At 44.3% G+C, this 19,130-nt stretch carries 15 protein-coding genes; 6 read left to right on the top strand and 9 right to left on the bottom strand.

Annotated features, from left to right (window positions below; translation table 11 throughout):
* Positions 1 to 16 precede the first annotated feature (16 nt).
* Together HNP76_RS13670 and HNP76_RS13675 are read right to left on the bottom strand one after the other, a co-directional pair.
* Positions 17 to 1,342 (bottom strand): type II toxin-antitoxin system HipA family toxin, encoded by a 1,326-nt coding sequence (locus HNP76_RS13670; protein WP_184661506.1) that lies wholly within the window; start codon positions 1,340 to 1,342, stop codon positions 17 to 19.
* The gene (locus HNP76_RS13675; RefSeq protein WP_184661508.1) at positions 1,339 to 1,707 is read right to left on the bottom strand and encodes a helix-turn-helix domain-containing protein; all 369 of its coding nucleotides are present in this window, start codon (positions 1,705 to 1,707) and stop codon (positions 1,339 to 1,341) included. Before HNP76_RS13675 ends, HNP76_RS13670 begins: the two co-directional genes overlap by 4 nt.
* A 298-nt stretch (positions 1,708 to 2,005) precedes the next feature.
* On the opposite strand from HNP76_RS13675, the gene HNP76_RS13680 reads away from it, so the two are divergent.
* Positions 2,006 to 3,829, top strand: coding sequence for a proline--tRNA ligase (locus HNP76_RS13680; protein ID WP_184661510.1), 1,824 nt, complete (start codon positions 2,006 to 2,008; stop codon positions 3,827 to 3,829).
* A gap of 333 nt (positions 3,830 to 4,162) precedes the next feature.
* Here the strand turns inward: HNP76_RS13680 and HNP76_RS13685 are convergent, their stop codons facing one another.
* The 6 genes from HNP76_RS13685 to HNP76_RS13710 form a co-directional block, all read right to left on the bottom strand.
* Entirely contained in the window at positions 4,163 to 5,638 is a 1,476-nt protein-coding gene (locus HNP76_RS13685; RefSeq protein WP_184661512.1) for a glycoside hydrolase family 32 protein, read from the bottom strand.
* Positions 5,639 to 5,650: 12 nt separating this feature from the next.
* Positions 5,651 to 7,324 (bottom strand): extracellular solute-binding protein, encoded by a 1,674-nt coding sequence (locus tag HNP76_RS13690; protein WP_184661514.1) that lies wholly within the window; start codon positions 7,322 to 7,324, stop codon positions 5,651 to 5,653.
* A gap of 18 nt (positions 7,325 to 7,342) precedes the next feature.
* Positions 7,343 to 8,239, bottom strand: coding sequence for a carbohydrate ABC transporter permease (locus HNP76_RS13695; protein ID WP_184661516.1), 897 nt, complete (start codon positions 8,237 to 8,239; stop codon positions 7,343 to 7,345).
* Between the two features lie 11 nt (positions 8,240 to 8,250).
* A complete protein-coding gene (locus tag HNP76_RS13700) occupies positions 8,251 to 9,147 on the bottom strand; it encodes an ABC transporter permease (RefSeq protein WP_184661518.1) in 897 nt (298 codons plus the stop codon).
* A 130-nt stretch (positions 9,148 to 9,277) separates the two neighbouring features.
* The gene (locus tag HNP76_RS13705; RefSeq protein WP_184661520.1) at positions 9,278 to 10,243 is read right to left on the bottom strand and encodes a formylglycine-generating enzyme family protein; all 966 of its coding nucleotides are present in this window, start codon (positions 10,241 to 10,243) and stop codon (positions 9,278 to 9,280) included.
* A 14-nt stretch (positions 10,244 to 10,257) separates the two neighbouring features.
* Positions 10,258 to 11,709, bottom strand: a complete 1,452-nt coding sequence (locus tag HNP76_RS13710) for a hypothetical protein (protein WP_184661521.1) — start codon at positions 11,707 to 11,709, stop codon at positions 10,258 to 10,260.
* Between the two features lie 247 nt (positions 11,710 to 11,956).
* Here HNP76_RS13710 and HNP76_RS13715 point away from each other — a divergent pair, with 247 nt between their 5' ends.
* The 4 genes from HNP76_RS13715 (at position 11,957) to HNP76_RS13730 (ending at position 16,762) form a co-directional block, all read left to right on the top strand.
* Complete coding sequence (locus HNP76_RS13715) at positions 11,957 to 13,483, top strand: family 43 glycosylhydrolase (protein ID WP_184661523.1); 1,527 nt, start codon at positions 11,957 to 11,959, stop codon at positions 13,481 to 13,483.
* Between the two features lie 47 nt (positions 13,484 to 13,530).
* On the top strand, positions 13,531 to 14,586 hold the full coding sequence (locus HNP76_RS13720; protein ID WP_184661525.1) for a LacI family DNA-binding transcriptional regulator: 1,056 nt from the start codon (positions 13,531 to 13,533) through the stop codon (positions 14,584 to 14,586).
* A 9-nt stretch (positions 14,587 to 14,595) separates the two neighbouring features.
* The gene (locus tag HNP76_RS13725; protein ID WP_184661527.1) at positions 14,596 to 15,579 is read left to right on the top strand and encodes a PfkB family carbohydrate kinase; all 984 of its coding nucleotides are present in this window, start codon (positions 14,596 to 14,598) and stop codon (positions 15,577 to 15,579) included.
* A 124-nt stretch (positions 15,580 to 15,703) separates the two neighbouring features.
* Positions 15,704 to 16,762, top strand: coding sequence for a DUF7954 domain-containing protein (locus tag HNP76_RS13730; protein ID WP_184661529.1), 1,059 nt, complete (start codon positions 15,704 to 15,706; stop codon positions 16,760 to 16,762).
* Here HNP76_RS13730 and HNP76_RS13735 read toward each other — a convergent pair.
* Complete coding sequence (locus tag HNP76_RS13735; RefSeq protein ID WP_184661531.1) at positions 16,759 to 17,784, bottom strand: GerMN domain-containing protein; 1,026 nt, start codon at positions 17,782 to 17,784, stop codon at positions 16,759 to 16,761. The genes HNP76_RS13730 and HNP76_RS13735 overlap by 4 nt on opposite strands.
* Positions 17,785 to 17,897: 113 nt before the next feature.
* On the opposite strand from HNP76_RS13735, the gene HNP76_RS13740 reads away from it, so the two are divergent.
* On the top strand, positions 17,898 to 18,926 hold the full coding sequence (locus HNP76_RS13740) for a sugar kinase (protein WP_184661532.1): 1,029 nt from the start codon (positions 17,898 to 17,900) through the stop codon (positions 18,924 to 18,926).
* The last annotated feature ends 204 nt before the right edge of the window (positions 18,927 to 19,130 follow it).

Genomic DNA, 19,130 nt, shown 5'->3' on the forward strand with positions numbered 1-19,130 from the left:
GAAAAATGTTAAGGACTTAAACAAGTTTTTCCATCAAGAGCTTTATCGTCCTTGCATCTTTTTCTTGAACCCCCGCCTCTTCTGCAAAATTCAGCCATTTTTTGATTCCAGATTCAACTTCTGCAAAAATTGTGCTGATTTCTGCTTTTTTTAGACCTGCAATTTCTGCACATTTTTCGTAGTCTGATGGAATAAAATTTTCGCGTTTACCGTTGATTGTCATCTGGTGGCTGCTTGTCCATTTTCCGTTCGGATTGTAGGCAAAGGCGACATCATAGGCCGGCGAAAGGGACCATTTTCCGGTTTTATCCATTAAAAAGGAAATGTTTTTTACATGATCATCGCAATTTAGGGCCTTTACATTGAAAAGCATTCTCCTGAAGAATTCTTTTTTGTCAGAATGCGGCAGATTGAGAGCGTTCATTACCGTAAATGCCTGTTCGTAACTTGCGGAGCCAGCCTGATTGAAATCAAAATGTGCCATTGCCGCAAGTGACTGCATGTGAAGTTTTTGAGTGCGGCCATTTTTGTCAATGAACCTGTCGAAGCGCTTGGTCATGAAGTGCCTGTTTTTGCCATCGTCTAGCAGGCGGCAGGGATTCATGTTGATGCCACATTCCCTTGCCATTAAATAATAGGCGTACTCAACCAGACCGAAATCGCTTTTGTCGTCACCCTCTTTGTCCTTGTTTTTTGAAAGCCCGCTGAATTTTAAAAGCCAGTATTCAAAACCCTCGGAATTGTCGATTTGCCCCGAACGGACTTCATTTGTCTGAGGATTTAATGAAATTACAGCCTTTGCCCTGGCACCGCCCGCACTTGTTCCAAGCGTAATGATTTTTTGCAAGGATTCGGAAAGGCCTTTTTTGTCAGCCTCATCGAAAACTGCGAAAAGATTTTTGCGGTTGTTCAGGACGATTTCGGCCAATTCCGTTAAATCCTGAATACGGATTGCTTCCAAATCGGAAGAATTTGCCTCGCTCAAGGATGGCCGGTATTCCAAGGCTCCCATTCCCCGCGAGCCGGTGTAGCAAAGCCTCTCAACCGCATTAAAAGACTCCGGCAGGCGGCCCTGTTTTGCAAGATAAACAGAAATAAGCTCGTTACCGAATTTGTCCGGCAGAGAATCGCTTAAAAGCCCCGGCAAGCCATGAAAACTCTCGTAAGAAAGATTGGGAAAAGAAAAAACGCCGGGCTTTAAGGGCATCATAATGGGAGAGACTTGAATTCCGCTTTTTAAAAATGAGGGGCTGTATTCAAAAGTGGCAATTTTTTGCCCTTCATCAAGAGAAATTGCGCCAACACTTGTTCCCCAAAGAGTGATTTCTGCACTGTAAATCATTTATCCTCTCCCCAGACAAAATCTGAATCTGAAGAAGATGAGCCCTTCCGCTTTTTGTAGACCCGCTTGACCTGAGCAAAAGCAGATTTTTTATCTGATATTGCCAGATAATCCATGGGAGAAAGCTCGTAAAGAGGAAAAACGGTATCAAGCTGAGGAAGAGCGTCCAAAGAACGCATGATTTTTATGAGATTTAAAAGCTGGATGCCCTCGCCCTGCTCTGCACGCTCAATGGTACTTTTGCCGACACCGCTGGCAGATGACAGCTCTGCCTGAGTCATTCTTGCGCGGAGGCGAGCCTTTTTAAGTCTTTCGCCGACTTCCTTGAGGATTTGAATATCTGAGCTTAAAGAGTCAATTCTCATTAATGTTAGGATAAACCCATAGGGGAAGATTGTCAATTTAATTCCTCAAAAGTGAAGAATTATCACTATAAAATGCGTTTAATTCATCAAAAATAAAGAATTATTTTTCAAACTATAATTAATGATGCAGAAAACGTCCTATTTTTTTCTTTATAGCCGGGAAAGGACTTTGTTTTGTGTAAGCAAACGAAAGGTTTTGTATCCAGAATGTGAGACGTTTACTGACAGTAAATGAAATGCTTTCTGGCGTTTCTGCCCTCAGTTGTAAAACCCCTTGCAATTCAATAAAATATCTTCTATGAAAACATCTAAATTCTATCTTTCGACACTCCGCGAAGCTCCCAGTGAGGCTGTAATCGCCAGCCACAAACTCATGCTTCGGGCTGGAATCACACGCAAACTTGGAAACGGACTTTACACTTATCTTCCTTTGGGTGTCCGCTCTCTTTATAAACTTGAACAAATTATCCGCGAAGAACTGGACGAGTCTGGCGCACTCGAATTCAAATCAACTGTAATCGTTCCTGGTGAAATCTGGAAGGAATCTGGCCGCTGGGAAACTATGGGTCCTCAGATGCTCAAGGCAAAAAACCGCGGCGAGCAGGACATGGTTGTCTCTCCTACAGCCGAAGAAGCTTACACAGCAATCGTTCGTGACGGGCTGGACTCATACAAGCAGCTTCCTGTAAACCTCTATCAGATCAACACAAAATACCGCGACGAAATCCGCCCTCGATACGGCGTAATGCGTGGCCGAGAGTTCATCATGATGGACGCTTACTCAATGCACGCAACTCAGGAGTCATTGGACGAGACTTACGAAGAGTACGCAAAGGCTTACCACAAGATTTTCAAACGCCTCGGCCTCAAAATCATTCCTGTAAAGGCTGACTCAGGCGCAATGGGCGGAAGCGGCTCAGAAGAGTTCATGGTTGAGTCTCCAATCGGTGACGACACACTCATCATCTGCCCAAAATGTGGATACGCCGCAAATGCAGAGAAGGCTGCCTGTGCACAGGACAATCCTCCTTCTGTCAAAACAGATGCCGCTCCGGAAGAAGTTGCCACACCAAACGTTTTCTCAATCGAAGACATGGAAAAGTTCTTCAACGCTTCTCCAAAAACTTTCATCAAGGCGCTCATTTACAAAGCAACAAACTGTGCGCTTGACCTTACAAAAGTTCCAGGATGTGAAAAATGGGAGCGCGTAAAAGACCCGGCAGGCGATTACTACCCGACGGCATTCTTCTGCGTTCTTATCCGTGGTGATCTTGATGCAAACGAGGCAAAACTTGCGGGTCTTGTAAAGGCAAGCGAAGTAGAGCTGGCAGAGCCTGAGGAAGTTGTTGCAATGAGCGGAGCTTCTCACGGATTTGTTGGACCACGCAAAGTAAACTGCCCGATTATCGCAGACCTTTCAATCATGACTGCAAAAGAAGACGGCACTTTTGAGGCTCAGATTCACGACGCAATCGCAGGAGCCGGAAAAGACGGATTCCATGTAAAGCACATCGAGCCGGGCCGCGACTTTGTTCCATACATGGCAGCTGACGTGCGCCTTGCAAAAGAAGGTGACAAATGTGCATGCTGTGGCGAAACTTTCTACCAGAAAAAGGGAAATGAGCTTGGACATATCTTCAAGCTCGGTCAGAAATACACAAAATCAATGAAGGTAACTTTCCTTGCAGAGAACGGAAAGCCTGCAACCCCAACGATGGGCTGCTACGGAATCGGTGTTGACCGCACTCTCGCTTCAATCATCGAGGCAAACAACGACGACCACGGAATTATCTGGCCGATGACAGTGGCTCCGTTCCAGGTTTGTATCGTTCCAATCCGCTACGAAGGCGCAATGAAAGAAGAAGCCGACAAGATTTACGAAGCTCTCAAAGCCGCAGGAATCGAAGTCCTTCTTGACGACCGAAATGAGCGACCAGGCGTTAAATTCGCCGACATGGAGCTTATCGGAATCCCGCTTAGAATCACAGTCGGTGACAAGAATTTGCCGAACGTCGAGTTCAAGCCAAGAAGTGCCGAAAAAGCCGAGCTTGTTCCAGCCAGCGAAGCTGCCAAAAAGGCAGAAGAGTTCGTTAAGGCAGAACTTGCACGCTTGAACGGATAAAAAACTATAAATTAGACGCAGATTCACGCAGATTACTTATAGTTTATAAATCTGCGTGAATAGTTAGCAGTCAGGAGGGGGAATCGTATTACAAGATTCCACTCCTGTTAAAAATGGCTCCCAGTCGTGAAAACGACTTATCGGAAACGCATGCTAGCATGCTACACGCGTTTTGTGCCTGTAACTATATACGTTTGCCACTTGCGCGGCAGCACAAAACGAGTGTTTCCGTAAGCCGTTTCACTCCATCGCGCCATTTTCAAAATAATATGACTTATAATGAGCTTGCCCTGATTAAAGTAAATTTTTCTTGAATACGTCAAAAATTTATTCTCACACTTTCAGCGAATATTTTTTTAAATCCAGACAGGCCTTTCCATCAGCGATGAATGAGATTCCTTCTGCTTCTTGCGGAGTATAAATTGCGCAAGTCATTGCCTGCTCGCCTCCGTTCAAAAAGACTTCAACGCTGTTCTTGTCAAGGACGATTCTTAAATTCAAATCTTTTGAATCATTCAGGATTTTGCATACCTGAGTGTGCATAAGAGCACGCCGAGTCCCGGAATATCTTCGGTCAATCGTAAGCGTATGCTCGTGAATGCGATAAATCAAATCTGTGTGAAAATTTTTGTCTTCAGCAAGCCTTATCGTGCAGGAATAGCAATCTGCGTCTGGCGAGATATTGACTTCCATATCAAGCACGCGGCCTTTTACCCCGTCAAAACTCATCTGCTTTGAATCCATGCTGATATTATTGAAAGAAACCTCATCTTTACGAAGATTATCAAATTCCACGGCTGGTTTTTGCCACATTCTTCCGTTCTTTACAAAAACTTCGCGCGGAACCGACATTTGTCCTGCCCACGGAGAACCGGCTTCCCTTATGGAACAAGTATCCCAGTTCTGCAACCAGCCAATCATTATTCTTCTGCCGTCTGGTGTCTGAACGGACTGAGGGGCGTAAAAATCCATGCCGCCATCGATAATCTGCTTTCCTTCCTCGCAGAATTTTCCTGTTTTTTCATCAAATGTTCCGATAAGGCAAAGCGTTCCGTTTCCGTTATTGAATTCACCTTCAGCGAGCATATCCTGCGGGCTTACGAGAAGCAGGTATTTTTCGCCAAGCTTGAAAAAATCAGGGCATTCCCACATTTTTCCGAAGCGATTTTTGTTTGAGTCAAGGACAGTCCAAAAGGTCCAGTCAAAGCCGTTGGAACTTACATAGAGCAGAATCTGACCGCTGCCGTCAGAAGGCCTGCTCGCAACCGCGCAACAAAATCTTCCGTCTGAGAGTTGCCAGATTCGCGGGTCACGGAAATCCGCCTTGCTCGCTCCTTCCGGCAATTTTGAAGCATCAATCACAGGATTTTTTTCGTATTTGCGATAATTCTGTCCGTCACCAACGGCCAAACACTGAACCTGAGCATCTCGCAGAGACCCATCCGGCAATTTATGCTGTTTTACGCCAGTATAAATCAGCAGATGAGTTTTATCTGAAAGCTCAATTGCACTTCCAGAAAAACAACCGTTGCAGTCATAGCTCTCATCTGGAGCAAGGGCAGCCGGGAGGTACTCCCAGTGCAAAAGATCCGAACTTACCGCGTGCCCCCAGTGCATTGTATTCCAATGAATATCATACGGATTATACTGATAGAAAAGGTGGTATTTTCCGTCGTAATATGAAAATCCGTTCGGGTCGTTCATCCAGCCGCAAAGCGGGGTCAGATGAAAAGCCGGTCTGTCCTTGGCCGCAATGGAAGCAGCAGCCTTGCTCTCATAATTTCGTGCTTTCTGCAACAGTTCGCTCATAAAAATCCTCTGCTAGTTTTCAATATTTGCGTAATATGAATCGAGATATTTCTGGAAAATTGAAAGAAGCTTGTCCAGTTTGTAAGATTCAAGCTTTTTCTTGAAATTTTCCCAATCCTGATCCGTGAATCCGTTCATTACCCAGTCAGATTTTGCAGTGTTAATTGCCTTACTGACATCAGCCTGAATATTTGAAACTTCTTCCGTATCTTCACGAGTCATAAATACATTCGGATAGACATATTTTTCGTTCACATCCGGAGTGAAGTAATCTTTTATCCAATCAAGTCGGTATTTTGCATCGTCCGGGCAAGTAACATAAACACCATAATATTCATCAAGAATCGCAAGCGGGCCGTTTACGCTCTCTGCCTCACGAACTTCAACAGGAGAAGCAGTTCCCAACGGAGCATGTTTAAGCATATCTTTGCCAGCTTTGTTTTTTCCAAGAACGAAGATGTCGAATTCATCGTCCTCGCCATAAGTTCCCCAGTTGTTCTGTGGAGACTGGAACGGATCGTACATCTGATCAAGCCAGGCACAAACTAAAGCCGGATTTTTTGCAACCGCAGTAACGACGCATCGACCACGGTCAAAACCACTGGTGAATGAGCCGTTCTGAGCAGTAAGATTTTTGACATCAGCTTTAAGTACCGGAAGAGGAACCCAGTCGGCAAGGTTCGCAATGTTTGCGACATCCCAGCTGAAGCATACACCGTAACGGCCAGATTTTCCTTTTGAGACATAAGTTGACCATTCCTGTGTGAATGCCTCAGGGTCAATCAAGCCCTGCTCGTACAATTTGTGAAGCCATGCTGTACCTTTTTTGAATCCTTCCTGTGTCGCGCTGCAAATAACCTTGCGGTTGTCAGTAACTGCGATATGACGACCTTTGTCTGCATCACCGTAGCCCTCGCCAAAACCGTTGATAAGGACATAAGGATCCTGTCCGCCATCGTTCATGATGAAAGACATCGGGATTATGCTTCCGTCGATTTTAAATTTGTTTTGAAGAAGACTTGCTTTGTTTTTGAATTCAAGCAAAACCTTTTCAAATTCTTCTATAGTATTTGGTACTTTCAGCCCAAGAGCATCGAGCCATTTTTTGTTGATGAAGCTCATGTTGTCGATAACCTGAATTGCTTCTTTGCCGGAACCAAGCTGCTCAATCCATGGCAAGCCCCAGATGTGGCCGTTTGAGTCAGTACACATTGCACGGTATTCAGGATATTTGTCGAAAACAGCCTTTAAATTCGGCATATACGAATCGATGTAACCTTCGAGCGGAATGATGATTCCCTGATCGGCATATTTTAAGAGGCTCGAATCGTTGAAGCTGGCGTTGAAGACGAAATCAGCAAGAGTCTTCGGATTTGCCATTGCCAGGGTGATTTTATCATTCCACTGGTCGCTTTGGATTGCAGTCCATTTTACCTCAACGTTTGTTTTTTCCTGCAAACGACGGAAAATCGTCCTGTTATTCGGATTTGATTCTGTGTTTGGCGGAAAGCTCGTAAGGCCTGAAATCACAGTTTTTTCTTTAAGAGGAAAAGCGAGTTCATTCGGGTCAACTTTCTGAATATCACCGCTGTTCAAAGACACATTTTTGTCTTTACAGCCCAAAAAAAGACTCGTACCAAAAGCCAGTGCCGCAAGAGCAAAAGCCATTTTCTGATTTTTTTTCATTTTTTCTCCTTTTCTTGATCAGCCCTTGATAGAACCGATTAAAATTCCTTTATTAAAATACTTCTGGAAGAACGGATACATCACGAGGAGCGGGAAGCTCGAAACGATGATTGTCGCGTATTTCAGAAGCTCGGCAAGCTGTGCACGTGCCGCAGTGCTCTGCATGTCAGAAATCATGCCCGACTCAGGCTGGTTCTGAATCAAAATTGAACGAAGCACAAGCTGCAACGGCTGTTTTGCCGAATCATTCAGATAAATCATCGCATCAAAGTAGCTGTTCCACATTCCGACGAACTGCCACAACGACAGAACCATTATCAACGGAGCACAGACAGGCATCAAAACCTTGAAGAAATATGTCACCTCACTGGCACCGTCAACAAAAGCCGCTTCCTGCAATTCCTTTGGAACACCCTTGTAATATGTGCGGGCAATAATCATGTTCCATACGCTGAATGCACCTGGAAGAACGACAGCCCAGATTGTATTAACCATTCCGAGATTGCTCACAAGAAGGTAAGTAGGAATCAGACCGCCGCCGAAGAACATCGTAATCACGAAGAGGATGTTGAAGAACTTCCGTCCCTTGAAATCCGGCCGTGACATCGGAAAAGCAACAAGCAATGTGATGAAAACAGACAGGGCCGTGTAGACAACCGAATACAAAATCGCATTGCCAAAGCCAGTCCAAATCGCCTTGTTTGAGAGAACCCGCTCGTAAGCCGTAAGCGTCCATTTGTCGAAATCAAAAGTGACGCCTTTATTCTGCAAAGTCACGGGATCAATGAACGAAGCCACGATTATGTAGAGCACAGGTACAATTATTGAAATCACGAAAGCCGCAAGAAGCAGATAACCGATTCTGATAATTGCCCTGTCATGGTATGTAAGCTTGATAAGATGATTTTTTTCCATGACCAGCCTCCTTACAAGCCCTGCTCGTCATTCAATTTTGAGATTGTCTTGTTTACAATCAAAAGCATAATTACATTCACGACAGTGTTGAACAATCCGACCGCCGTTGAAAAACTGTAATCGCCGTCCAGAAGACCTTTTTTGTAAACATAAGTCGCGATGATTTCCGCAGAAGGAAGGTTCAAGTCAGTCTGCAAAGCATAGGCTTTCTCAAAACCGATGCTCATTATGTTTCCAGCCTGCAGGATGAACTGAATCAATGCGATGTCCTTGATTGCAGGCCATTCCACAACCCGAATCTCCTGCAAGATGTTCGCTCCGTCAAGAATCGCAGCTTCCCTTGTCTCCTGATTAACATTCGCAAGGGCCGCCGTGTACATAATCGAAGCCCAGCCTGCTCCCTGCCAGATTCCGCTTGCAATGTAAATAGAACGGAATGCTTCTGGAGCAGCCATGAAATTAATCTGTGTTCCTAAGAAATTATTCACAGGACCAGTCACAGAAAGCAAGATTCGCACGATACCGCAGACTACGATTACCGAAATGAAGTTCGGCAGATAAAGCACAAGCTGAACATTCCGCTTGATTGAAGGGCTCTGCACTCGATTGAGCAAAAGAGCAAGAATAATCGGAACAGGGAAGCCCCAAAGAAGCCCGTACACACTCAATTTAAGCGTGTTTGACAGATAAGAAAGAAAATCTGGTGATGAAAGAAAACGAGCAAAATGCTTGAGACCTACCCAACGGCTTCCCAAGAGACCGCGAATCGGGTTGTAATCCTGAAAAGCAATCAGTATTCCCCCCATCGGAATATAGCGGAAGATTATCGTAAGCGCGAGAGCCGGAAGAAGAAAAACGACATACAACTGCCAATGGTCACGCACATACAACATAGTCTTTGATTTCATGTGTGTCTCCTTTTTGTGCATTTGTAAAACTGATTTTACAAATCTACTAACAGTGTAAAATCAGTTTTAGCATTTGTCAAGCAAATTTGTGCATTTTTAATTCGTTTTGTTACAATTTTTTACAAAATCTTCACTTTTCCGACTTTTGCACAATACGGAAACCGACATCACCCCAGCCTTCATGAGCCGGAATATCCCAGCGGGTTGAAACAGAAAGCTGATCAGTCCATTCAGACCCAAATGCTCCGCCTCGCCGAACGTGCTTTCCGTTATCCATGGTCTCCCAGCACAATTCCCAGAGATTTCCGCTCATGTCGTAAAGTCCATTAGAATTAGGAGATTTTTTTGCAACCTGATGTGTTATTCCATCAGAATTTCCACCATTAACGTTATTTTCGCCTTCAAAACGAGCTTTATACCAGGCATATTGTTTCAAGTCAGCTTCACCTGTAGCCCCTGCAAAACAAGCATTGTCAAAACCAGAAAAATTTTCTGCTTTATCACCGAGAGCCGCAAACATCCATTCCTTTTCGTGAGGAAGCCTGAAGCCGTTTGCATTTTCATCCTCTGTTACAGCATTCCACGTGTCATCATTCGCTGTCGGAATAGCTCCCCATGTACTTGTGTCTGCACTATCTCCAATCTTATAGACTGGTGTGAGACCTTCTTTTTTGCTGAGTTTGTTACAGAATACCAGAGCCGCATAGAAACTTACGCTGTCAACCGGACGTTTTTTCTGAGCCTCACCTTCGGAAGCATTTTCCTTAAAGCTGCTTGGATTTGTTTCCATTACAGCCTCATACAATTCTTGTGTTATTTCAGTATCTGAAATCTTGAAAGCAGGAAGCTCCACATCTTCCGCAGTATCATCTGCTCCATATTTGAATTTGAAAGTTCCCGCCGCAATTTTTTTCATTGTCAGATACTTTGAGACAAAACTTTCAGGCTTGTCATCAGCAGGCTTATCCCCGCTCCCTTCTGAAGGTTTTGCAGGAGCAGGTTTAGGCTCCTCATACTTAGAGTCAGTTGAGCAAGAAACAAATCCGATTGCCGCAGCAACAGCCAACACACCAAACAAAGCTTTTACTTTTTTCATATTATTTTCCTCCATTAAAGACCAAGCTTAATAATTACATAAGAGCCAAGGGTAATTTCATCCTTGATTCCGTCATATTTGTTTCCATTGATTTTCTTTCCGTAGTCGCCGGTATTGATATGGTGATACCATGAGCCGCCAAGAGAGAAGCCCGCACCATTTACGACCCACCAGGTCCAGCTACCCTTTACAGTAAGGAAGTTTTCACCCAGCTCAAAGCCGTCGTTGTTATCCAAATCGCGCCAGTAAAGTCCGCCGTCCAGATTGAGAGTTCCGTAAGGCAATGTGTACCCAATTGAGCTTACAACATAGAAGCCGTTTTCAGCCTTGTTTCCTACGGTCTCACCTTTGTAATTCTTGTAGTGATAGACGCTTTCACCAAACTGCTTGCTAATGTCGTTTGTGACATTGTTATCGCCCGGCATAACCTGTGAATAGTTAAGGAAGAGCTTTGCGCGGAGTTTTTCACTGAATTTGTACTGAACTCGTGCATCAAAGGCAAAGGCCATGAATTCATTTTCACGTTTATTGTATTTTGAAGATCCATCCGCAACGTCATTCGCAAATGTAACGCCCACTGTTCCAATCAGCTTGTCGCGCATAAGACGAGGCTGCCAGAATGCGGCCAGCACATTGTTTCCGAAATGCGGAGCTTTATAGATTAATTCCACGCTGCCACTTCTGAATCCGTATCCAAGTCTGAACTGAGGTTCTGGAACCCATGAAACGCTGTTGTCCGAATCTTCTTTTCCCCAGCTGCTGTTTGTCCATTCAACAGTTTTTGTTTTGGTACTGAACGGAGCATAGTTTCCAACAAGAACAGCCGACGCGAACAAGCCCCTGTCACCTTTTGAATAGATGAACTGAAGATTTGTTCCCTGACCTTCAACGCCGTTTCCAAGCTGAGAAGAAGACCAGCCGTAAGAGCGATCCCATCGGATTGAGCCGGCTTCGTGCCCCCAGACGAAATTTTTATCCCATTTTCTGGCTGCAAGAGGGTCTGTAATCAATCCGTAATAAACGCCAAGCTCGTTGTCAGCATGGCAGTCAATAATCGTAATCTCACCGAATTTTTCCAAAAGACGCTCCTCGCTGCCCTTGAAATAGTGACGCTCGTCAGCAGTACCCGCAACGATTTTGAGCGATTCAGTCGGTTTGAACCATCCGAAGTAAGTGTCGAGCCTACACTCCCCGACACCGCCATCCTGCTTAATCTGTGGTTTAAAGTTGATTTCCATTCCTGCCCGACGATCAGTTTCCAACTTAAAGCGGAAATCATCATCAACCTTATCCCACTTCGTCACCTTTCCAAGCTCGGAAGTTGTGCCCGAATCCTTAGAAACCACATCCGCAAAGGCAAAAGGAACTTTTATTCCCATGTCCAGCATCAGGTGCGTCTCCGCAAAGACAGAACCAGCCGCAAGCGTTCCCGCCGCAAGCAAGGCACCCATCAAACGTTTTTTCATACGTCCTCCTTCTTATTGTGCATTTGTAAATATCACAATCTTGAGTATGATTTAAATGTAAATCCTTTTCCTCATTTGTCAAGAGTTATTTTGCATTTTACCTCGAAAAATGCATTTTTTTGCACAAAAAAATGTCTGAATAATAAAAAATACAATAAAACTTGACATATTCTGCATCATGATTTATAACCAATAATGTAACTTATGCACAAATCTTATTGTGCATAAGCCAAAAAGGAGGAAAAATATGAAAAAAAGAAACGTCGCCTTTGCTTGCTGCGCGGGTGTACTGGCATTGCTTGTAAGCTGCGCGAGCACAGACGAAGCAGCAGAGGCAGAAGGATTCAAAACTGTGGAACATGTTCTTTACCCTACCCCTGATGACGCATTCGTTGCTGACGTAATGCCAATTGAAAACAATGGAAAGCTTGACTTGTACTATCTTTATGAAACCACCCACAACATTCAGGCTTATCACCCTATTCACAAATTCTCCACCGACAATTTCTACAAATATGAGGACGAAGGTCTTGCAGTTCCTACAGGTATCGCAACAGAGCCGGATGTCGCAATCGGAACAGGGTCTTTTTACAAAGCAAAAGACGGCCTTTTCCACTGTTTCTACACAGGACACAATGATGCCTTTGCCGCTCAGGGAAAACCAAAGGAATGTATTCTTCACGCTGTCAGCCGGGATGCAATCACTTGGGAAAAACGCAAGGATGAAGTTCTCTACGCGCCGGAAGGATACTCAAACAACGACTTCCGCGATCCTCAGCTTTTGTGGAGCGATGACGAAAACTGCTACTGGCTTCTGGTCGCAACACGAGAGGAAGCAAACGGCGGAATCGTGGCAAAATTTACCTCAACAGATTTGAAAAACTGGACTTTCAAAGGTCCTCTCTACGCACCGCACAAACAGTGGATGCTTGAATGTCCTGATTTGTTCAAAATGGGAGATAAATACTATCTCTTTTTCAGCTGGGACTGTGTGACCTACTATGCCGTTGGAAAAACAATGAACGGACCTTTTACAGCTCCAAAGGACAACGTGCTTGACGGAACAAATTTCATCTTCTATGCGGCAAAAACAGCTGAACTGAAGGGCAAACGCTACCTCTGTGGCTGGCTGGGTCGATCTCAGGATGAGAATTTTGACTCTGGAAAATATCAATGGGCAGGAAACATGCTCATTCACCAGCTCGTTCAGCACGAAGACGGCTCGCTCGGAGTAAAAATGCCGGAAAGCATTGCAGATTATTTTTCTGTGAAAAAAGAATTTACTCCGGGTAAAACTGAAGGCAATGTCATTTCAGGAAACAATTCTTTCCAGCTCTCAGCAAAAAAAGGTGAGAAATCTGCTGTGAGCCTGGGAAACCGGGAATCAACAATGCTTTTGGAATGTGACGTGACAATCGGAGACAACGGGATTGCAGGATTCGCTTTCGGAAACCCAAAGAAAGCATTCAAGAATTACTATGCCCTTGCCCTTGATGCAAAAAGAAACTGCATCCACTATGAAGGCTACAAACTCGGCGGATTCGAAAATATCGTTTCTTCCGATCCGATTGCACAGACAAAATTTACATTCAAACCGGGCGAAAAGCATCATGTCACCATCGTTGCCGAAAACGAAATTGTAATTTTGTACATTGACGATGCAAAAGTTCTGAGCAGCCGAATTTATAATTCTATAAATGGTGCAGACTTAGCCCTGTTCACTGCTGAATCTGATGCGACTTTTGAAAACATCAGTATGAAAGTTCCACAATAATAATTGTGCATTTGACACAATGAACATTGTATATTAAATTTGACGGTATGCCAAAAGTAACGATACAAGACATAGCAAATGAATTGGGGCTTTCCAGAAACACGGTTTCAAAAGCCATAAATAGCACAGGCGTTATCGCAGATTCAACTCGCGATACTATTCTCAAAAAAGCGGCGGAAATGGGCTATAAACTCTTTGCCATCCAGAATACCATGACCAAAGAAAATGCCCCCGTACAATCCGAGAAAAAAGAGCTTGTGCTGCTCACAGGAGCCGTGTTGGGAAGCTCACATTTTGCGGCTAAAATGCTTGATGAAATGCAAACTCAGGCATTAAGGCTCGGCTACGGCTTCACGATGTACAGAGTAATGCCTCAAGAGCGGGAAGAACTTCGTCTTCCTGTGAATTTTGATGCGAAAAGAGTCGCAGGCCTTTTCTGTGTCGAAATGTTTGATATGGCATACAGTCAAATGCTTTGCTCTCTCGGTATTCCGATTTTGTTCATTGACACTTCTGTTCCTTTTGAAGAAAAACCACTTGCTGCGGACGTTCTTCTTATGGAAAACAGAAGCGGCATTTACACATTCATCAAAGAAATGGTTTCTCGGGGTCAAAAAGACTTCGGCTTTGTTGGAGAAGCCTTGCACTGTATGTCATTTTATGAAAGATACGACGCTTTTATGGGTGCTATCAGATTATTTGGCATGGAACATCATCCAGAATGGTGTTTTACAGGCAATTCCCGCGGCTTGAATTATCCTTCACACAGCGATTATATAGCCTATCTTGAAGAAAAATTCACAAGCTGCAAGTCTTTCCCGTCAGTTTTGATTTGTGCCAATGATTTTGTTGCGACGGATGTAATTCAGGTTCTGAAAAAGCTAGGAAAAAACGTACCGAATGATGTGCTCCTGTGCGGCTTCGACGATTCGCCAGAATCCCGCATCATAAGTCCAAGCCTCACGACAATCCACATTAAGGGCCAGGCAATGGGATGCGCGGCAATCGAAATGCTTTTTTCACGAATCAAAAATCCTAATTCTCCGTTCCGCACTCTTTACATAGAGACCAACATCGTTTATCGGGAGTCTACTGAAAGATAAGGAAAATTTATGAAAAAGAAAATTGATGTAACTGCTCTTGGAGAAATTCTTATTGATTTCACTTTTGCCGGAAAATCATCTGCCGGGAAAAACATATTCGAAGAAAATCCGGGCGGTGCACCTGCAAATTGTGCCTGTGCAGTTTCAAAGCTTGGCGGAAAATCAGCATTCATAGGGATGACAGGCGAGGATTCTTTTGGCAACGACCTTCGCACAGTCCTTGAAGAGCTGAATGTCAACACAAAAGGAATGTGCACGACAAAAAATCAGCACACAACCCTCGCATTCGTCACCCTCGACCAGAGCGGAGAACGGCATTTTTCATTCTGCAGAAATCCTGGCGCTGACACACAACTTTCGGTCTCTGATTTGAATCAGGAAATTCTTGAGGACACAAAATTCCTTCATATCGGCTCGCTTTCACTCACTGACGAACCGGCAAAATCAGCAACAGAGGAAGCCGTCAGAATCGTCAAAGAGGCAGGCGGATTTGTTTCATACGACCCGAATTATCGCGAAACTTTATGGGGAAACCGCGAAGATGCAATCCCGACCATCAAAAGCATGATTTCAAAAGCGGACATGGTTAAAGTCTCGGAAGAAGAACTTGCATTATTATATGGGAAGAATCTTTCTTACGAAGAGGGAGCGGTTCAAATTCTCTCAGAAGGAGCAAGTCTCGTTCTTGTGACTCTTGGCTCAAAAGGCGTTTTTTATGCTGCCAGAACACCAAACTTCACCGAAAACGGAATCGTTCCTGCAAAAAAAGTGTCTGTCGTAGACACAACGGGAGCGGGCGACAGCTTCAACGGCGGCCTTTTGTACCGTCTTTCACAAAAAGAAAATCCGTTTGATTTCACAAAGGAAGGGATTGAATCTGACCTTAGTTTTGCGAACGCAGTCGCGGCATTGTGCGTCACAAAAAGGGGCGCAATTCCTGCACTGCCAGCTCTTTCCGAAGTGGAACTTTTTCAACGCAAAGAATCAAAATAGCTCGCCGAAAACAAACGCATTATAAAATGTTTCCTGTTAAAAATTGCTCCGGTCGTGAAACTGGCTTATAATGCGTTTGCCATTTTCTATGGAATCTTTTGGGTAATAGGGCTATAATTGAAAAATGAAAAAGATTTGCTTTTTGTTTTCAATTTTCATTCTTTCAATTTTCGCTTCTTTTGCTTTGCCTCACGTAACTCAAGATGTACCGGATTTTTCTGGCCAGTATGTTTACTACAAAGACAAAAGTTTTGAGCGCGAATCTTACATCGGTATCGTTTACTACGACGAATCAACTTACGGATTGCGTTATTACGCTCCTGCAAGCGGAAACGGCTCGAAATTCAAGCCGGAGAAAAATATCCACATTCTGTTCACAATTGACCCGGACATGGAAAACCTTGAGCTTACAGGTGAGCGAATTCTAACGAGCATCACTCCGGAAGACACAGATCTGGTCAATTACATTCACGATTTTTTCTACGAAATGACAAAACGCCGTCAGAATGCCGGAGAAGTCAGCGAGAAAAAGTCTGAATATCAGAATTACGAGCAGTTTGGCGGAAACGTCAGGATTTATTTTGATCCGCTTGTTCCAGTCTTTAATGTTGAACGGATTGATACCGTCGATAAAAAGACAGTCCTTCAAATCGTTACGGCAGGTCAGCTTGTTTCTTCAGAAGACCAGAGTTTTGCAAAATTCACAGGCTTTGCCGAAAAGTTCAAGGATACAAAGCACAAATTCAAGAAGGATAAAAAATCCCGCCCTCTCGAAGTAAGCTACAAGGCAAATGAAAATTCAAATCCGCTGAAGGCCCAGCTTGATTCTTCATGGAATTCCGCCGCTGAAAATTTCTACACACTGAATAATGTTGCAGTCTTTACAGTAAATGAAGTTTCATCGCCACTCGAAAATCAATTTGACGTTCTCAAACGCCGATTGCTTTTGGGCACAGAGCTTGTTCATCCAAACTGGACCAGCCAGAAAATCGAAGAAAAAGAAAACGGCACGCTTTTTACGCAGGTTTCATACCATGCAGAATCTGACAGCTACACCTGTGACTTCAAATTCCTGCGCGAAATCGACTCAAAAACAGCCGGCCTCTATACGCTCACAGTTTTTGCGGGCGCATACACAGGCAACAAAAAATATTTCGACGCAATCGTAAAATCTTTTAATTAAAACGAACTTCTGTTCAGGGGGCTGCCTATCCAGACGCCCTCTGTCAGATAATCTTTTTTCTGACCTTCAATCATAATCTGAACGCTTTTGACCGTGCTGAATTCAGTGGCCGTGTAAACGACCTGCATGAGCTGGGCAAGGGAACCTTCCGCACCGAACTGGTTGAACTGGAATTCCTCGCTGAAATTCAAAATCGCAACTCCGTTTTTGATGCTGGCGCTGAGCAGGCGTGTTCCGGCTGGAATGAGAGTGCGGCAGCCTGTGCTGGACTCGCCTGAACTTGGGCCCTGGAGCAGCTGATTCAAGGCGTCGCCCATCGGGGAATCCTTGTGGACTGTACGGCTGACGATTTTCCGAACTACAGGACCTTCGCTGTCTATTGCCACGAAACAAATCTTGGCCTTCGTAGTGTTTGCAGGCGGCTGGGGAGCTGCTTTTGGCTCTGGCTTGGGCTCAACTTTGGGCTGCTGTGCTTGATTTTGAGCAGGGCTTTCACTTTTTGCCACGCTTTTACTTTCTTGCGGCTCGCTTTTCTTTTCAGGCTTGGGACTTTCAGGTCTTTTTTCTTCAATCTTTGGCTTTGATTCAGTCTTTTCGTCTGATTTCAGAGTCACCTGGGTCTTTTTTTCTTCGGTTTTTACAGGCTGAACGGACTTTTCGGCTTCAGCCTTCTTTTTTGAGGACTTTTCTTCTGCTTTCTTATCAGATTTTTTATCCTGTTTTTTGGCGGGCTCTTCCTTTTTCTCTTCGGCCTTTGCAACAGGCTCTGTCTTACGCAGATTTTTCGTCAAATCAATGACGATTTCACCTGTCTCTTCGGATTTTGGAGAGTCCTTTTTATCTTCAAAAATGTCTTTTCCGATTTTCTTTTCGATTAAGGCAGTTGCGCCCGATTTATCAAAATTTTCCTTTATTTCTTCCTGCTTGACCAAAAAAACAATCAAAATTATCAAAAAAAGAAGAATCCAAATGGCAAGTCCAAGCCCGGTTTTCTTCTTGTTCTTCTTTCCCTTTTCACTCATATCTTAATTATCGGAAAATAAAGGCGTTTTTTTAATAATTCAAGGCAATCATTTACATTGTTTGCGGGTCTTGAAGAGGCTAAAATATAATCGGGAGTTAAAAGGAGACTTATATGGAAAACTGCAAAGAATTTGATTTGATTACATTTGGCGAAATCATGCTTCGTCTTTCACCTGGAGTGAATGAACTCATCAGCAAAAGCGATTCTTTCAAAAAACATGCGGGAGGAGCGGAACTTAACGTTGCTTCCGGAGTCTCACTTTTGGGCTTGCGCACAGGCGTAGTCACAAGACTGCCAAAAAATCAGCTGGGAACTTTCATCAAAAACCGAATCCGTGCTTCAAGCGTGAGCGATGACTACATCATTTTTGACGACTCGCCAGAAGCCCGCGTTGGAATCTACTATTACGAAAACGGAGCCTACCCGCGAAAGCCGACCGTTGTTTACGACCGAAAATTCTCTTCAATCACAAAGATTTCACCGTCAGAAATCCCGGAAGACATTTACGGCAAGACAAAGATGTTCTACACTTCTGGAATTACCCTGGCCCTCTGCGAAAACACCAGAAAGCTCGCAATCGAAATGATTAAAAAATTCAAGGCGACAGGAACAAAAATCGCCTTTGACGTAAACTACCGGGCAAACCTCTGGGACGAAGAAACAGCCCGCAGCACAATCAAGCAGATTCTGCCTTTCGTGGACATCCTCTTCATCTCCGAAGAAAGCTGCCGCCGCATGTTCCAGAAAACCGGCTCCCTTCAAGACATGCACCGCGAATTCTGCAAGGACTTCCCAAACATCCAATTCATCGCTTCGTCAATGCGCGAAGTAATCAGCCCGAAAGTTCATTCTTTCACATCGCTGGTTTATTCTAAAAAGGAAGATAAATTCTACACGGAAGAGCCATACAAGGACATCGACGTAGTTGACCGAATCGGAAGTGGCGACGCATACTGTGCAGGCGTTTTGTTCGCCCTGCTCAAATACAACGATCCGCAAAAAGCCGTAGAATTCGGAAACGCCACATGTGCCACCAAAAACACAATCTTCGGCGACCTCCCCCTTTCCGACTTCAACGAAATCAGCTCAATAATCGCCGCCCATCAATCAACCGGCAAACAATCCGAAATGAATCGCTAGTCGTGTTTTGAAAATTACAGGCTGTATCAAAAAGCGGCTCCCAGTCGTGATAACGGCTTAGCGAAACCGCAGGCTAGCCTGCTACACGCGTTTTGTGCTTGTAACTATATACGTTTGCCGCTCACGCGGCAGCACAAAACGAGTGTTTTCGTAAGCCGTTTCACTCCTTTGCGCCGTTTTTTGCAATATCCGGCAAGTTCAAAA

Source organism: Treponema ruminis, from assembly GCF_014201975.1.
In the GTDB taxonomy this organism is placed as follows: domain Bacteria; phylum Spirochaetota; class Spirochaetia; order Treponematales; family Treponemataceae; genus Treponema_D; species Treponema_D ruminis.

Excerpts from the sequence above, each read along its gene's own strand:
- HNP76_RS13670 (WP_184661506.1), bottom strand. The coding sequence starts at position 1,342 with ATGATTTACAGTGCAGAAATCACTCTTTGGGGAACAAGTGTTGGCGCA.
- HNP76_RS13675 (WP_184661508.1), bottom strand. The coding sequence starts at position 1,707 with ATGAGAATTGACTCTTTAAGCTCAGATATTCAAATCCTCAAGGAAGTC.
- HNP76_RS13680 (WP_184661510.1), top strand. The coding sequence starts at position 2,006 with ATGAAAACATCTAAATTCTATCTTTCGACACTCCGCGAAGCTCCCAGT.
- HNP76_RS13685 (WP_184661512.1), bottom strand. The coding sequence starts at position 5,638 with ATGAGCGAACTGTTGCAGAAAGCACGAAATTATGAGAGCAAGGCTGCT.
- HNP76_RS13690 (WP_184661514.1), bottom strand. The coding sequence starts at position 7,324 with ATGAAAAAAAATCAGAAAATGGCTTTTGCTCTTGCGGCACTGGCTTTT.
- HNP76_RS13695 (WP_184661516.1), bottom strand. The coding sequence starts at position 8,239 with ATGGAAAAAAATCATCTTATCAAGCTTACATACCATGACAGGGCAATT.
- HNP76_RS13700 (WP_184661518.1), bottom strand. The coding sequence starts at position 9,147 with ATGAAATCAAAGACTATGTTGTATGTGCGTGACCATTGGCAGTTGTAT.
- HNP76_RS13705 (WP_184661520.1), bottom strand. The coding sequence starts at position 10,243 with ATGAAAAAAGTAAAAGCTTTGTTTGGTGTGTTGGCTGTTGCTGCGGCA.
- HNP76_RS13710 (WP_184661521.1), bottom strand. The coding sequence starts at position 11,709 with ATGAAAAAACGTTTGATGGGTGCCTTGCTTGCGGCGGGAACGCTTGCG.
- HNP76_RS13715 (WP_184661523.1), top strand. The coding sequence starts at position 11,957 with ATGAAAAAAAGAAACGTCGCCTTTGCTTGCTGCGCGGGTGTACTGGCA.
- HNP76_RS13720 (WP_184661525.1), top strand. The coding sequence starts at position 13,531 with ATGCCAAAAGTAACGATACAAGACATAGCAAATGAATTGGGGCTTTCC.
- HNP76_RS13725 (WP_184661527.1), top strand. The coding sequence starts at position 14,596 with ATGAAAAAGAAAATTGATGTAACTGCTCTTGGAGAAATTCTTATTGAT.
- HNP76_RS13730 (WP_184661529.1), top strand. The coding sequence starts at position 15,704 with ATGAAAAAGATTTGCTTTTTGTTTTCAATTTTCATTCTTTCAATTTTC.
- HNP76_RS13735 (WP_184661531.1), bottom strand. The coding sequence starts at position 17,784 with ATGAGTGAAAAGGGAAAGAAGAACAAGAAGAAAACCGGGCTTGGACTT.
- HNP76_RS13740 (WP_184661532.1), top strand. The coding sequence starts at position 17,898 with ATGGAAAACTGCAAAGAATTTGATTTGATTACATTTGGCGAAATCATG.